Source organism: Desulfatibacillum alkenivorans DSM 16219 (assembly GCF_900142135.1).
GTDB lineage: Bacteria > Desulfobacterota > Desulfobacteria > Desulfobacterales > Desulfatibacillaceae > Desulfatibacillum > Desulfatibacillum alkenivorans.
The window spans coordinates 282715-296244 of the sequence record NZ_FQZU01000003.1 but is presented as its reverse complement, the minus strand read 5'-3'; the positions used below and the strand labels follow the sequence as shown (position 1 = coordinate 296244).

The 13530-nt window shown below is 53.8% G+C and carries 14 protein-coding genes and 1 pseudogene; 9 read left to right on the top strand and 6 right to left on the bottom strand.

Going from position 1 to position 13530, the window contains the following annotated elements; translation table 11 throughout:
• Window positions 1-232, bottom strand: a pseudogene (locus tag BUE18_RS04760) (IS1380 family transposase); the annotation flags it as partial.
• 333 nt (window positions 233-565) lie between these two features.
• On the opposite strand from BUE18_RS04760, the gene BUE18_RS04755 reads away from it, so the two are divergent.
• Entirely contained in the window at window positions 566-958 is a 393-nt protein-coding gene (locus BUE18_RS04755; RefSeq protein WP_073473435.1) for a hypothetical protein, read from the top strand.
• 3 nt (window positions 959-961) lie between these two features.
• On the opposite strand, the gene BUE18_RS04750 is transcribed toward BUE18_RS04755, so the two are convergent.
• From BUE18_RS04750 to BUE18_RS04740, 3 genes are all read right to left on the bottom strand, one after another.
• The gene (locus BUE18_RS04750) at window positions 962-1804 is read right to left on the bottom strand and encodes an S-layer homology domain-containing protein (protein WP_244549281.1); all 843 of its coding nucleotides are present in this window, start codon (window positions 1802-1804) and stop codon (window positions 962-964) included.
• Between the two features lie 323 nt (window positions 1805-2127).
• Window positions 2128-3057, bottom strand: coding sequence for a hypothetical protein (locus BUE18_RS04745; protein WP_073473431.1), 930 nt, complete (start codon window positions 3055-3057; stop codon window positions 2128-2130).
• Between the two features lie 362 nt (window positions 3058-3419).
• Entirely contained in the window at window positions 3420-5675 is a 2256-nt protein-coding gene (locus tag BUE18_RS04740) for a CHASE2 domain-containing protein (RefSeq protein WP_073473429.1), read from the bottom strand.
• Between the two features lie 298 nt (window positions 5676-5973).
• Here BUE18_RS04740 and BUE18_RS04735 point away from each other — a divergent pair, with 298 nt between their 5' ends.
• The 8 genes from BUE18_RS04735 (at window position 5974) to BUE18_RS04685 (ending at window position 12433) form a co-directional block, all read left to right on the top strand.
• Window positions 5974-6540 (top strand): sigma-70 family RNA polymerase sigma factor, encoded by a 567-nt coding sequence (locus BUE18_RS04735; protein WP_083610771.1) that lies wholly within the window; start codon window positions 5974-5976, stop codon window positions 6538-6540.
• Entirely contained in the window at window positions 6537-7127 is a 591-nt protein-coding gene (locus tag BUE18_RS04730) for a glycogen-binding domain-containing protein (RefSeq protein WP_073473425.1), read from the top strand. Before BUE18_RS04735 ends, BUE18_RS04730 begins: the two co-directional genes overlap by 4 nt.
• Window positions 7124-7456 carry an early set domain-containing protein gene (locus tag BUE18_RS04725; protein ID WP_073473423.1) on the top strand — a complete coding sequence of 111 codons (333 nt, stop codon included), beginning with the start codon at window positions 7124-7126 and terminating at the stop codon, window positions 7454-7456. Before BUE18_RS04730 ends, BUE18_RS04725 begins: the two co-directional genes overlap by 4 nt.
• Before the next feature lie 81 nt (window positions 7457-7537).
• Window positions 7538-8491 (top strand): hypothetical protein, encoded by a 954-nt coding sequence (locus tag BUE18_RS27845; protein WP_170868253.1) that lies wholly within the window; start codon window positions 7538-7540, stop codon window positions 8489-8491.
• A gap of 218 nt (window positions 8492-8709) precedes the next feature.
• On the top strand, window positions 8710-9876 hold the full coding sequence (locus tag BUE18_RS04700) for a M24 family metallopeptidase (RefSeq protein ID WP_083610770.1): 1167 nt from the start codon (window positions 8710-8712) through the stop codon (window positions 9874-9876).
• A 31-nt stretch (window positions 9877-9907) separates the two neighbouring features.
• Complete coding sequence (locus BUE18_RS04695) at window positions 9908-10411, top strand: hypothetical protein (RefSeq protein WP_073473413.1); 504 nt, start codon at window positions 9908-9910, stop codon at window positions 10409-10411.
• A 23-nt stretch (window positions 10412-10434) separates the two neighbouring features.
• Window positions 10435-11274 carry an SAM-dependent methyltransferase gene (locus BUE18_RS04690; RefSeq protein WP_073473410.1) on the top strand — a complete coding sequence of 280 codons (840 nt, stop codon included), beginning with the start codon at window positions 10435-10437 and terminating at the stop codon, window positions 11272-11274.
• Between the two features lie 229 nt (window positions 11275-11503).
• Entirely contained in the window at window positions 11504-12433 is a 930-nt protein-coding gene (locus tag BUE18_RS04685; RefSeq protein WP_073473407.1) for a hypothetical protein, read from the top strand.
• Between the two features lie 74 nt (window positions 12434-12507).
• On the opposite strand, the gene BUE18_RS04680 is transcribed toward BUE18_RS04685, so the two are convergent.
• Window positions 12508-12924, bottom strand: coding sequence for an Hsp20/alpha crystallin family protein (locus BUE18_RS04680; protein ID WP_073473405.1), 417 nt, complete (start codon window positions 12922-12924; stop codon window positions 12508-12510).
• Between the two features lie 34 nt (window positions 12925-12958).
• Window positions 12959-13414, bottom strand: coding sequence for an Hsp20/alpha crystallin family protein (locus tag BUE18_RS04675; RefSeq protein ID WP_073473402.1), 456 nt, complete (start codon window positions 13412-13414; stop codon window positions 12959-12961).
• Between the last annotated feature and the right edge of the window lie 116 nt (window positions 13415-13530).

Genomic DNA, 13530 nt, shown 5'->3' with positions numbered 1-13530 from the left:
CCCGTAAATCCTCCAAGCTCCGGCCGCCTCCATGAAGCATCAAAATAAGCGGTTCAATAAAGGCGGACGGCGCATATCCCGCCCCTGAACCGGGTTTGGGCAAATTGCGGTTGACCAGAGCGTTCAATCCAAGGCCGTGAACAAATTCGCCGAACACAACCAACCCGGCATGGGCGGTGATTGTCTCGTTGGTGACTTCCAGCTTGAAAGGGAGGACTGTCTGTGTCATCATGGCTTCACCCCGTTGGTGATAGGTTGTTGTGGTCAACTCCATCCTATCTGCTTGTTTTCTCAAGCACAACGGGGTTTTTCATTTTTTTCTCCCCATCAATCGCGGATTTAGGGAGGATAGTCTGGAAAGGAAAACAATCTTTAACAGGGCGAAAAAAAATGATACATTGGATGCATGCAGAATCTTTTGATCAAGGATCCGTCCATGAAAGAATTGTCCGCCATTACAAAATGTTGTGTTTGGATTTGGTCAGCGCTTATTATACTGGCCGTTTCCGGTTGCTCATCATCGCCTGCGCGCTATTCCCCCCCGGCTGGTCCGGGGCCTCAGACCGTGTTCATTGCGGAAAGGGATTATCAGACCACGTGGAACGCCTTGATGCGAGCCTTGGAGCAAACGACCGACGCCGAAATATGGTACAAGGCCAATGAAGAAGGAAAAGTGACGTTGCGGGACGCTGAAGTTCCGGTTTTCCGGAATTGCCTGTGCGGGACCGTGGGAGACGCTCCGCTGAGAGGTTTGGTTCTCAGATCCGTCACCATTGACCTGGGCCGGGAAGCGCCCCAGCTCACACGCATTAGAATCCAATGCTCTTACAAGCTCCCTTTTTCGTGGCCCAACGTGTACGGCAGGTCATCCATGCAGCAGGATATCGAATGCATATCCACCGGACGCTTTGAACAGGAGCTCTTTGATAGAACCGCCAGGTTCCTTTACCCTCAATAATGTTTACCGGCCTTGGCTCTCATTGACCTGCCTTTCAAAGGCCCGAATGCCAAGCAGCGCGTCAACGCCGGATATGGGCTGTTGAGGCCCAATCGTCCTGGTCCTCCGGTCCATGGGTTCCAGCATGCCGTTCTGCAGGGCGATCATCATGGATTCCAGACAATCCTCATCGTCCGTCATATCGGAAAAGGGGGAGGTCTCTACCGTCTCCGGCGACAGCCGGCGGCTTTCTCCCAGGCCTTTTTTAAGCATGGCCGCCATAACGCCGGCGTATTGGCAGCGGGTTACCTTATCCTCAGGCCTGAACGCCCCTTTTTCATCCACTTCCATTCCCGGAACGCCCATGGCAATGGCCAGCCCGATTTCCGCCGCATAAGGATGCCCTTTGACATCCGCGGGAAGGGCGGCTGCGCGGCCCGATGCCAGGGACGCGGCTTTGCCCTCTTGTATCAGCAAGCAGGAAAATTCAGCGCGGGTGATGAAGGACTTTAAAACAATTTTCTTTCCGGCTTCCGTAGCAGGCTTCGCCGCGGCAATCTCCTTGATATGGGCCAGGGCCTCTTTCGCCTTTTCATTGAGAAAGGGGTCATTGGAGTAGTCGCGAACATCGTCGAAAAACGCTTTGGCGCGATCCAGATCGCTCACACTTTTGTAAGCCGCGCCTGTGTAATACCAAAGTGCGGCGTTTTGGGAGTCAATTTGCCGGGCCTGCCGATATGTTTTTTCAACCAAGGACAGCCAGTTTGCATCCAGTTTTTCCCGGCAGCCGGAATATACCCGAATAAAGCCGATCAGAACCTGAACGCGTTCGTCATCGTTATGAGCCAGGCTTTCGGCCTGTTGCATTAATGCCAGGCCTGAAGGGCAATTTTGATCGAGGCTCGCCAGAATTCCCAGGCCAATATAGGCGGGAGCGCATTTAGGGTCCAACTCCCTGGCTCTTTGAAACTCCCTCAATGCGGATTCATATTTTTCTGACTGCAGAAAAACTCTCCCCGCGATAACGTGATGTCTAGGAGTATCCAACTCCGCCTGGGAAGTTCTATCGCGATGTTTGCACGCTGACGGGAAAAAAATAAGGCAAGCAAGAACCGTTAGAACCAACCAAGGTTGACTCCTTTTCATAATGCCTCCTGAATAGCATCCAATCCTAATTCCGGGCTTGACCGTCAGTCCAACACGATCACAACCCGGCACTGCTTTAAAAAGGACAGATTCTCGGACGTCCCCCGGATGAGGTCTGCATCCGCCTTGCTGATTATAATGTCGGATTTCCCGGGATTGGCGATTTTCACGCCTTTCACGATCAGGGGCCGGCCCTCTACGCGCCGGTCCTTTTCCGCAACAGTCATTTCCTTGGTGAACCCGGCCATTCCTTGATGAACGGCGAACTCTCTGCTTACGTAATTGCTGCCAAAGACTTCCTTGCCGTCTTCGTCCAATATTACCGGGGCCATGGAGGGATTCAAGCCAAGGCCCCGGGCGTCCACCACCATGCCTGTGTAGATTCTGGAGTCAGGATCGACTTTCGCCGGGGTTTCCGCCCCCTCGGCGGCGCCCGGCGGAGCGGCTGCGCCCTGGGGATTGCTGCTGGACGAAACCGCTTTAACGTCCGGCACGGTCCTGTATTCCGAAGGAAGAAACAATTGGGTGAACCCGCCCAACAAAGGCATGCGCAATGATACCTCTACAGTGCCGTCGGAAAGGTATTCCCTGTGCACCATCTTGGCGCCTCTGACCATGCTGACTACCTGATCCAGAATTTCTTCATTGGAGCCTATGGAGTCGTCCACAATGTTCGTTGATTGAATGCGAACCGACCTGGCCGTCTTCAACAAATTGTCGTACGCGGCTATTTGAGCGCCCCTGATGGCCATGGAGCGCGCTTGGGGCTTGCCGTAAAACTTCTCGTATTCTTCGGGAGGAACGCCTGTTCCTTTGGCTTCAATATACCCCTGGGACCAATTGATCACCCCTTCCAAGCCCACGTGCTCGATCACGTCTTCAAAGGGCTTGGCTATGGCGGAGCCGGTAAGGACGCCCGCCAGGACCAGAAGCGCCAGGACAACCACCCTGACAGCCGTACATTGAAATCTCATGCACTCCTCCTCCGGACGCTCATCTCGAATACCTCCAAGTTCCGGCAATATACCACAATGATAGAAAATCATCCACGAACAACGCAGGGTTACCGCTTATAAACCCGCCGCCGCTCCATTTCCTGGAAGAACCAAAATCCTGCTTTTTTCAGGTTAATCCTAGCCGCCCTCAAAATGCAAGGGATAACCCGCTTTTAGGTTATGGATGGGAGAAGGGCGGACGATACTCATTAAACCCATTCCCGCCATTAAAATGGGGAAAACCGGGGTGCACAGGGGCGAAACGCCGAAACCCGTCGCAAAACGGGTTTCAGGATGTGCCTTTTTTTGCCAAACGCGGCGGATTGGCTCCGCCGCCTGGATTATTTACTGGTCATGGTGTAGGCCCCGTTCCAATCCTTGGCCGGCGGGGTCTTGAAATATTCGATGCAGCGTTTTTTCATGGTCAGGCTGGGGGGATCTCCCGGGTCAAAGGCCAGGGCTTTGTCAAAATGCCCCACCGCCTCTTTCCATTGCCGCCGGCGATAAGCGGCCAAACCATTGGCGTAATGCTCAATCATTTGTTCCATATGGTTATCCACTTCGCCCGTGAGGCCGAGCAGCTCGTAAATCACAACCGGCTCCGCCTTGCCCACCACGTTGACGGCGTCCAGTTCCCGGGCCACAACGTATTCCTTGCATTGCTCGTAAGTGGACTCGCTGATCATGGTGTAGGTGCCGTAAACCTTGTTGACGCCTTCCAGGCGGGCGGCGATATTCACGGTGTCGCCCATCATGGTGTAGTCAAAACGTTTGGACGACCCCATGTTGCCCACGACGGCCAGACCGGTGTTCATGCCGATGCGCATGTGCAGGATGGGCCTGCCTTCCTGGGCGAAGCGCTCCCGGAGCTCCACCAGCTTCCTTTGCATTTCCACACAGGCGATGGCGGCCCTGGCGGCGTGGTCCGGCATTACGTTGGGGGCGCCGAAAAAGGCGATGATGGCGTCGCCCTCGTACTTGTCCACCGTGCCTTCGTTATCCAGGATGATTTCCGTCATCTCGGAAAGGAAGATGTTCAGCAGTTCAACCAGAGAGGTGGCCGTCAGTTTTTCGGAAATGGAGGTAAATCCCTGGACGTCGGAGAAAAAGGCCGTAATTTCGCGCTGCTCGCCGCCCAGCTTCAGGCTTTCCCTGTCCTTAATAACCTGGTTGACCACGCTGGGCGCCAGATAAGTGGAAAAGGCGTCCTTGATAAACCGTTTATCCTTTTCTTCCGTGAGGTACTTGTACACGGTCATGGCCACATAGGCGATCACCACGATGCTCAAAGGATAGACCATGTTCAGAATGGTTCCCCGGGTAAAAAGGAACAGGCATAAGCCGATATATCCGCCTGTAAGGGCTACGGCGGTCAGAAGGCCGGGCACAACCGGAAAACGCGGAATGGCAAAGCCAAGCACGCTGGCCACGATGATGATGGTGAACACGTCCAGAAAAAAGGATAAATTGGTTCTGCGCAGATAATCGCCCCGGAGGATGTTGTCCACCACGTTGGCGTGAATTTCCAGCCCCGGATAATTGTGCTGGGTGAACGGAGTCACCCGAAGGTCGAAGATGCCGATGGCGGTGGCCCCAACCAGGACGATTTTATCCTTAAACGTTCCGGCGGAAATCCTGCCTTCAATAATATCGGTTACGGGAATATGCTCAAAAGATTTTGCACCGCCGCGATAGTTGATCATAAAGCGGCCCGACTCGTCCGTGGGGATTTTTTTGTCGCCCAACTGGACCGAGGACACGCCGAATTCCTCAATATTCAAGGAAAGGTCTGCTCCTTCATAAGCTGCCAGGGTTTGGAGCGACAAGGGTGCGTAATACCCCCCTTCGCATTCAATGACCATGTTCAGCCACCGGAAGGTGCCGTCCTGGTCCGGCGTCATGTTGAAATAACCGGAATGCTGGGTAACGTTTGAAATTTCAGGAATGTTCGACTGCGGCATAAAGGCGTCCGGAAGTTTGATCCTTAAGGCCTGTTGGCCGCTGAACTTCACGTGCGAGTATTTGGATCCTTTGGTCTGGTCGATATGGGCCATCACCTCCTCACGGGTGACATTGGTGAGACCCTCGGAAGTTTTTTGAAAAAAGTATCCCAGAACAATGGGGGATTTTGAGTTCTTAATGGACTGGGCGAGCGTTTTATCGTGGTCGCCCAAGACCTTCATTCTTTCCAGTTCGGCGATAACCTCATCGTCGGAAAGGCCTCTGCTTTGCAGGGTCCGCTCTATCTGTTCCACCGTATTGGTCGTGCTATTTTGGTCCTCTTCCAAAAAACCGATATCAAAGCCAATGACTGCGGCGCCGTCGTCGGAAAGCCGGTCGATCATTTTAGCCAACTTGTTCCTGGGCCAGATCCACTTGCCCTGCTCCTCCAAACTTTTTTCGTCGATGACGGCAAGCACCACTTCCGGGCCGGGATCGATCTTTCCCCGGGCTTGAAAACGCAGATCGACCGTTTTCAATTCCATGAACTCCATGAAGGACGGCTTAAAGCTGTAGGCGGCCAATCCTATTATTATGGTGAGAAGGGTGAGTGTCAGCGGATTGACCCCAATAAAACGCTTCAAATATTGTGTCATGCGTCCAGCCTCTTGGGATGCGATTGTTGAATGGCGCATTTTCGCCCGGAAAGCAGAAAACCGGCAAGGATATCAACGTGATGGCGAGCACTTCTGCAAACACTTTTCATGGCCGCCTGCAGTCTCTCCCCAAGACCGGCGGCCCAATCCATGATCCGGTTGTTCCAAAGTTCCCGAAACTTATACCAAGTCGCACAGGTAAGGTCAAGAGATTGGCCTTCGTGCGCACGCCGCTAACAGCCTGAATAATTTGACCCAAGCAGCCCCCTTTGCTTAAGATGGTCAATGCAAATCGAGCATGTTTTCTTTTGAACGCCCTTGGGCCTTAAGGAATTTGCAACATTGTAATTCGCATTTTGTAACCTTTCGTTCCTTGAAACGTTTATTCATTGGTATGGAATTCGACTCTTTTTACAAAGAATACCGGAGCAAGGTTTTCGCGTATTTATTGCGTATGACGGGATGTAAAGATCTTTCCATGGACCTTGTCCAGGAGAGCTTTACCCGGTGCCTGGAAAGATACGCCGAAACAGAGCGTCCCGGCCCCCTGGTTTTTACCATCGCGCGCAACCTGGTGTACGACAATCACCGCAACCAGGCCCGGTGGGACGACAGGGAGGCCCCGGAGTTGGAAGCAAATGCAAACCCGGAAACCGATTTTTTGAAAAAGGAAGAGATCGAACGCGTACTGCAGGCGATGCAGAGCCTGCCCGCCAATGAGAAAGAAGCGCTGGCCCTGGCGGCGTCCAAAGCCCTGACCTACAGGGAAATCGCCCAAGTGACAGGCGTTTCGGAAGCCAACGTTAAGGTGCGCGTGCATCGCGCAAGAAAGAGCCTTCGGCGGATCTTGGAGGACGTGACATGAATCCGGATGATATACTGATCAGCCAGTTTTTAGACGACGAACTGGCGTTGAAAGACAAGCTGCGCTTTCTGGAAGCCTTGAATACCCAGCCTGAATACTCCAAAGAAGCCATGGCGCTGGTAAGGCAGGAAGTTCTGTTGGATGACGCCCATGCCAGCCTTACCCCCGGCTTGGAGGACGACGCCTTTCCGATTGCCTTTAAAAGAGAATCCGGGGAACCCAAAAGGTTCTTAAAGTATGCGGGCGCCCTGGCGGCCGCCGCATGCCTGATATTGGCGCTGTTCACAGCCGTGCTATACCGGCGGGAAGCTCCGCCGGAGGGGACGCCCCATCGTTTTGTGCTGTACTTGCCGGAGGCGCAGGAGGTTTCCATCGCCGGCAGTTTTAACGGCTGGGAGAGCATTCCCATGGAACGGGCCGGATACAACGGATATTGGGAGGCTGTTCTGGTTCTGCCTCCGGGAGAGCATCGATTCAGCTATTTAGCGGACGAAAACAAGCCTATTGCCGATCCGACCATCCTGGCCAGAGAGCACGACGGGTTCGGAGGCATGAATTCCATTCTTAACGTGGCGAGGCAAATATGAAAAAACTCCTGCCGGCGGGCGTATTGCTCATATTGATATTATCCGGATGCGCCGGAAAATCGCACTACACGCTCCTGGAAGAAGGCGCGGCTACCCTTTATTTAAAAGCTCCGAAAGCCCAAAAGGTTGAATTGGTTTCTTCAAGTTCCAATTACCAACCCATCAGGGCGAAAAAAGGCAAAAAGGGAGTATGGTCCGTGGAAGTTCCGGCCCACAGGACCTTTGAATATTTCTACCTGGTGGACGGCGAAGCTTTCACACCGCCGTGCCTGCTGTCGCGCCCGGACGGTTTCGGCGGAAAAACATGCATTTTCGACCCTGCCCAGTAACCTTTTCCTCATTTACACGTTTAATGAATGAGAACGGCGCGCCCTAAAGAACAAAGCCAAAAAACGCATGGAGATAACTCAATGAGAAAGAAAATAGCCTTAGTGCTGGTGTTTTTGACGGTCTTCGCCTTTCCGGCATTGGCCGCAGATGAGGACGCCCAATACTCCACGGCGGTCAGCAACAACATGAGAGCCATGGTGCAGGCGGGCATATCTCAAGACGACGCCGAGGATTTTACCGCCAGAATGACCCAAAACCGCTTCTCGGAAAGGCAGATGGTCAAAGCCCAGAACATGGTGGCGCAAGCCCAGCAGCAGGGGCTTTCCGGAGAGGCCGTCATGGCGAAAGGCATGGAGGGCATGGCGAAAAAGGCTTCCGCCGACTCCGTATTATCGGCCATGGGAGGGGTGGCGTCCAGGCAGGCCTACGCCTCCAAACAGGCGGGAGACCTTGTGCAGCAGAGAGACAGAACCCATCAGGTCGCCCAAACCATTGATGAAGCCATGGCGGCCGGGCTGAATGAAGAGGATTGCACCCGGGTAGCCCGGCAGTTGCAGCAAAGAGACCGGATTCAGGACCCCGAGCTTTGCGAACAGAGTTTTGAAACGGCCAGGGACCTTTGCCGTGTGGGCGTCACCTCCAAAACCACGGCGGATGTGGTGTCCAAGGCTTTGTCCAAAGGATACGACTCCGACGACATGAAAGACCTGAGGACGTCCTTCATGACGCAGGCCAGAACCTATCAACCCGAAGAACTTGGCCGGCAATACGCCAAAGGCATTACCGAAGGCATAGCCCCGGCCCGACTCGGCAGCGGTCTTGGCGGGCACAGCCGCGGCGGTTACGGGGGAAGCGACTCCAGCGGCGGCGCCGGCAATGGAGGCGGTAACGGCGGCGGCTCCGGGGGAGGTTCCGGCGGCGGTTCGGGCGGCGGCTCCGGGGGAGGTTCGGGCGGCGGTTCGGGCGGCGGCTCGGGCGGCGGTTCGGGCGGCGGCTCCGGGGGAGGTTCCGGCGGAGGACGCGGAGGCAAGTAATCCCCTTCTCATTCCAAACTTGAAAAAAGGCTCGACGCCCACAATTGGGAACGGGCCTTTTTTTGTTTGGCGCCGGAATTTTCAGTCTTCTCAGAAAAGATTTCGGGGCTGCAAATTGTCCGACCTGACTTTCACTTATGTTTTCAGCGCAAAATTTGGTATATTGTCGGGAAGGCTATACGCTAAAATACAAACCTAACACATAAGGAGTATGTGTAATGGCTGACATGACCACCCCGGTAACCGCGTCCCCGACGCAGGAGGAGCTTTTGCTGCGCCTTTCCAAGGTTCGCAAGGGCATGAAAAAGGCCGGCCTGGATTATTACCTGGCGGCGCATACGGACAATGTCTATTATTTGACCAATTTTTCGTACATCCCGTTTGAACGGCCTTTCTTTTTAATCATCGCCGCAGACGGTGCGCAGGTCATGATTTTGCCGGGTTTGGAGCTAAGCCACGCCAAGGACAGGGTGATTCCGGAGGTGGTTTATAAAACCTATTACGAATATCCCGCGCCCCCAGGCAAGGGGTTTGAGGATGCATTGAAAGAGGTGATTCCAACAAACGCCAAGGTGGGCGTGGAGTCCTCCCTTTCTTTGGCCTTAAAAGACGCCGCTCCCGGACATGCGACGGTCATCGACCTTGTGGATGAAGCGCGGGTCGTAAAATCGGATTACGAGGTGGGACGCATCGCCTATGCTGCGCAGGTTTGCGACGAAGGGCTTAAGAAAATCTTTGAGCTTAGCAAGCCGGAAGCCATGGAATTGACCTTCTTCAGCGAAGCGACCCGGCACATGATGGGCAAGGTGGTCATGGAGGTTCCCGGCCTGAACCTGCTGGTTTCCAAGTTTCTCGGCGCGGTTTGGCCCAAGAATCTTTCCGCTCAGCCTCATTCGGTTCCGGGGCTGTTTGATCTCCTTGAGGAAGGCGGCCCCCAGGTCACCATAGTGACGGCTCAGGCAGACGGATATTCCGCGGAACTGGAACGCACCTTTTTTATTGGAAGCGTTCCCGAGGAAGCCAAGACGCCTTTCAAAGTCATGGAAGAGGCGCGGGCGCGGGCGTATGACCTGGTAAAACCGGGCGTCAGGGCGGAAGATGTGGACCGGGCGGTCTTGAAGGTGCTGCAGGACGCCGGGTACGGCGATTGCATTCTGCACAGGACCGGCCATGGATTCGGAATAACAGGCCACGAACCCCCTTGGATCGCCCTGGGAAGCGACGCCGTCCTGGAAAAAAATATGGTTATCAGCATCGAACCGGGCATTTACATCCAGGGCCTGGGGGGATTTCGGCATTCGGACACGGTTTTGGTGACGGATAATGGCTGCCAGTCTTTGACTGACGGCCCTGTCGGGCTGGAGGATTTGATTTTGCCCGTCTGATTTTTTATCCGGGAAAACCCATGGAGGGGAAATGAGCCCGCATATTCCGCAGGAAAAAGGCGTCATGACATGGCTGCCCGGCCTGCTTCTGGCTTTGGCCGTTATCGCGTTTTCAGCTATCGGCTTTATTACGGCATTAATCTGCATATTTGCACTGCCCGACCACACTGTGCGGCCCTGGGCCGCCGCAGGCATATACTTTGCCTGCTCCCTCCCGCTTAGCGTGCTGGTGTATGTATTCGGCAGAGTGAACTTGCGGAAGTACTCGCTGGCGCCCGAGGAAGAAGGAGGGCCGCCTCCGGTGGGTTTTGTCTTGAAGGAGGGCGCTTCGGACAAGGCTTTGAAATGGATCGTCCTGATCTACCCCATCATCTTCGGATTTTGGGGCGTAATGATTGGGCTGATCTGCATTTTTGCATTGCCGGATGAGACGGTTCAACCGCAAGTTTCCGTTTGTTTTTTCATTGCTTCGGTAATCATCATGCTTTCCAGCCTTTTGGCCGTAATCAAGACAACAGGCAAAACAAAAGGCTGAGTGTAAGAGTCAGGAGTGCATCTTTGTTCGATCAACTGGAAACAATAAATCAAAGGCCCTTGCCCTATGAATATTATACGGCGCAGGATTTGTGGGATGACGAGTACGTTTCCACACAAATGCTGGAATACCATTTGAATCCTGAGTCGGATCTGGCGTCCCGGAAGACGGCGTTCATTGACCGGTCCGCCCAATGGATCGCCGCCCGTTTTAGCCTGGAAGAGGGCAAGAGCGTTTGCGACTTCGGCTGCGGCCCCGGCCTGTATACTTCCCGGTTCGCCAAAACCGGCGCAAAGGTAACCGGGCTGGATTTCTCGCGCAATTCCGTGGCTTACGCCAAAAGGCAGGCGGAGGAAAACGGCTTTGATATTGAATATCGCCTGGGCAACTACCTGGATTTTCAATCAGATGAAAAATTCGATCTGATCACCATGATCTATCTGGACTTTTGTCCTTTAAGCCCCAAGCAGAGAAAAACGCTCCTGGATATTTTCCAAAAGCATCTCAAAGACGACGGCCGCGTTTTTATGGACGTGCTTACGCTGGCCTTTTTTGAGCAGTCGAAAGAGGAGAAGACTTACGAATATTCGGCCCGGGACGGTTTTTGGGCGGCCGGCCCTTATTATGCGTTCAACAGCACCTGGAAGTACACGGACATCAATCTGCTTTTGAACAAGCATGTCATTGTGGAGAAAAACCGCACCCGGGAAATCTTCAACTGGCTGCAATGCTTTGACGGGAATAGCTTTGCGCGAGAAGCGGAGGCCGGCGGTTTGGAGGTTTTGGAGTCTTATTCCAATACCGCGGGCGGGGTTTTTGAAGAAAAAGGGATGGAAATGGCGATGGTCCTGAAAAAACATTGATATGTCTTGGTGTTAAAAAATTCACACCCCTTCCCTGAGGGGCAAAGGGTATTTTTTCTTGACACCACTGGCAAATATTACAACAATGGAGTATTGTGTTAAGTCTCTTGCCAACCCGTTTTTTTGGATCAGACTAGTTAAATTACGCCGGGAAAAGCGATGGTTATTCCAGCGGCTTATCCTGGATAACGCTTTAGGAATTCTTACTATATTGACGGAGGTGGTCACCATGCACAAAACCCTGAACTATCGCCTTGTCCCAGTCTTACTGCTCGCAGCTCTTGTGGTGCTGCTTTCCGTTACTGGGGGATGTGTCAAAAAATCGGAAGTCACATGGGCTGACGGAGAGTACGCCAATCCCAATGATGAAGTGACCGTGGAAAAGGTGTTAGCGCTCTGCCCGCCGGTTCCTGCTCCCGTGGAGGAGCCCAAACTTGCACCCGCACCCGTTCCCGTTCCTTTGCCGGAACCGACGGCCAAGTATACGCCCAAACCCAAGCCGGTGGTCGTACCGGTGATTCCCGGGCTCCGGACGGATCGCCGCTCTTATCTGATTCCCAATCCGGATGAGACCGCTTACGAGGACTTCGGACTTTGCGCCTACACCTTGCTGCCTCATATGTATCCTTCTCAAAACTCCGGCATTTACAACCGTTACGTGAAGATGCATCAGGCTTTCAAAAACGTTCCTCAGTTTGAAAAACAGGAACGCAAGGGCCCGGATGAAGTCAATGTTTTGTACTGGAACCTTAAAAGGCAGGCATTCAGTGAAAATGCGTACAAAATCTTTGACATGTCCCACGGCTTTTACGTCCAGAACTACGACTATCAGCGGGCGAAAGGGTTCCTGGATCAGTGCAATCTGAATCAATCCGGCGGACCTTACATCATAGCAGCAAGGGGCCAGTTGACCGGCATGTCCGGCAGCGACCCCGACCAACAGGAATTGCTGGTCATTGATCTTTCCAGAGTCCATGAAGACGCCTTCAAAGGCGTGGTGGCTTCTTTCTTCCACCGCGTTCTGAAAAACCAGTTCACCTGGAAGGATCATTTCGAGCTTGACCGGATCCAAGCCGCCGTCTCCGGACCTGCAAGCGGCCAAAAACCGGACGTCTATCTGCTCAAGTGGGTCAACGGTTCATACGCCGTCGCGAAATAGCCGGCCCAACCAATAAAAAAAAGAGGCGTAGGGACAAATTTTGTCTCACGCCTCTTTTTTTTGCTGAATGGCTTTTACGCAGCTTGCACTTCAATCTTTCTGGGCTTGGCTTTCTCCACCTTCGGCAAAACCAGCCGCATCACGCCGTTTTTTAAGGACGCCTGGATCTTGCTCTGGTCAATGTCGTTGGAAAGGGTGAAACGCCGGTAATACCTTCCGGTCCCGTACTCGCGGATCATATAAACCTGCCCTTCCTTTTCCTGGGCCTGCACGTCTCCGGTAATGGTGAGCACGTTGTCCCGCAGATCAATTTCCAGATCCTCCGCCGCCACCCCGGGCATGTCCGCCAACAAAACGATGTCCGCGTCTTTTTCAAAAATATCCACTTCGGGAACGTACATGCGGCCCGGACGGGTTTGCTCGGCGGGGCCGGTCACTTCGGTTTTTTCCTTTGCCACTAGATTTTTGTCTTTGTTTTCAGTATTCGACATGGGGAGCCTCCTTGTTGCTATGTCATGAACAGTCCTAACCCTTTACGGCGATTTGCCGGGGTTTGGCCTCTTCGGCCTTGGGAAGCACGACGGTGAGCACTCCATGGACGAAGTTGGCCTCCACCTTGGCCGCGTCGACGTTGGTCTTCAAGGTGATCGTTCGATTAAACTGGCCGCCTTTGCGCTCTTTGCGATGGTAGCTGGCGCCTTCTTCAGGATCTATCTTCCTTTCACCGGAAAGCGACAGGGTCTTGCCGGTGATGGAAATGTTGATGTCCGCCGGGTCCATCCCGGGCAATTCGGCGTATACATAGAAATTGTCGGCGTCCTCAGTGACGTTGGTCAGGGGAAATACACCGGCGGTGCGGGCTGCCTCGCTGGCCAGACTCGGACCGTTGGCTAAAAAGTCCAGGGTCCTGCGCATGCGGCCCAATTCTCCTGCAACTCCTCCTTGGCCTTCCCAGGGAAAATCCAACCAAAAACCAGTCATGGCCTTCCTCCTTTCCGGGCGCGCGCCGGAAATCCTTGCACGGCCCGTTGCTTCTTTATGGGACAGTATTTGAATGCTTTTGTCCGGTCATGCTTGGGAAACACTTCCTCCATCTG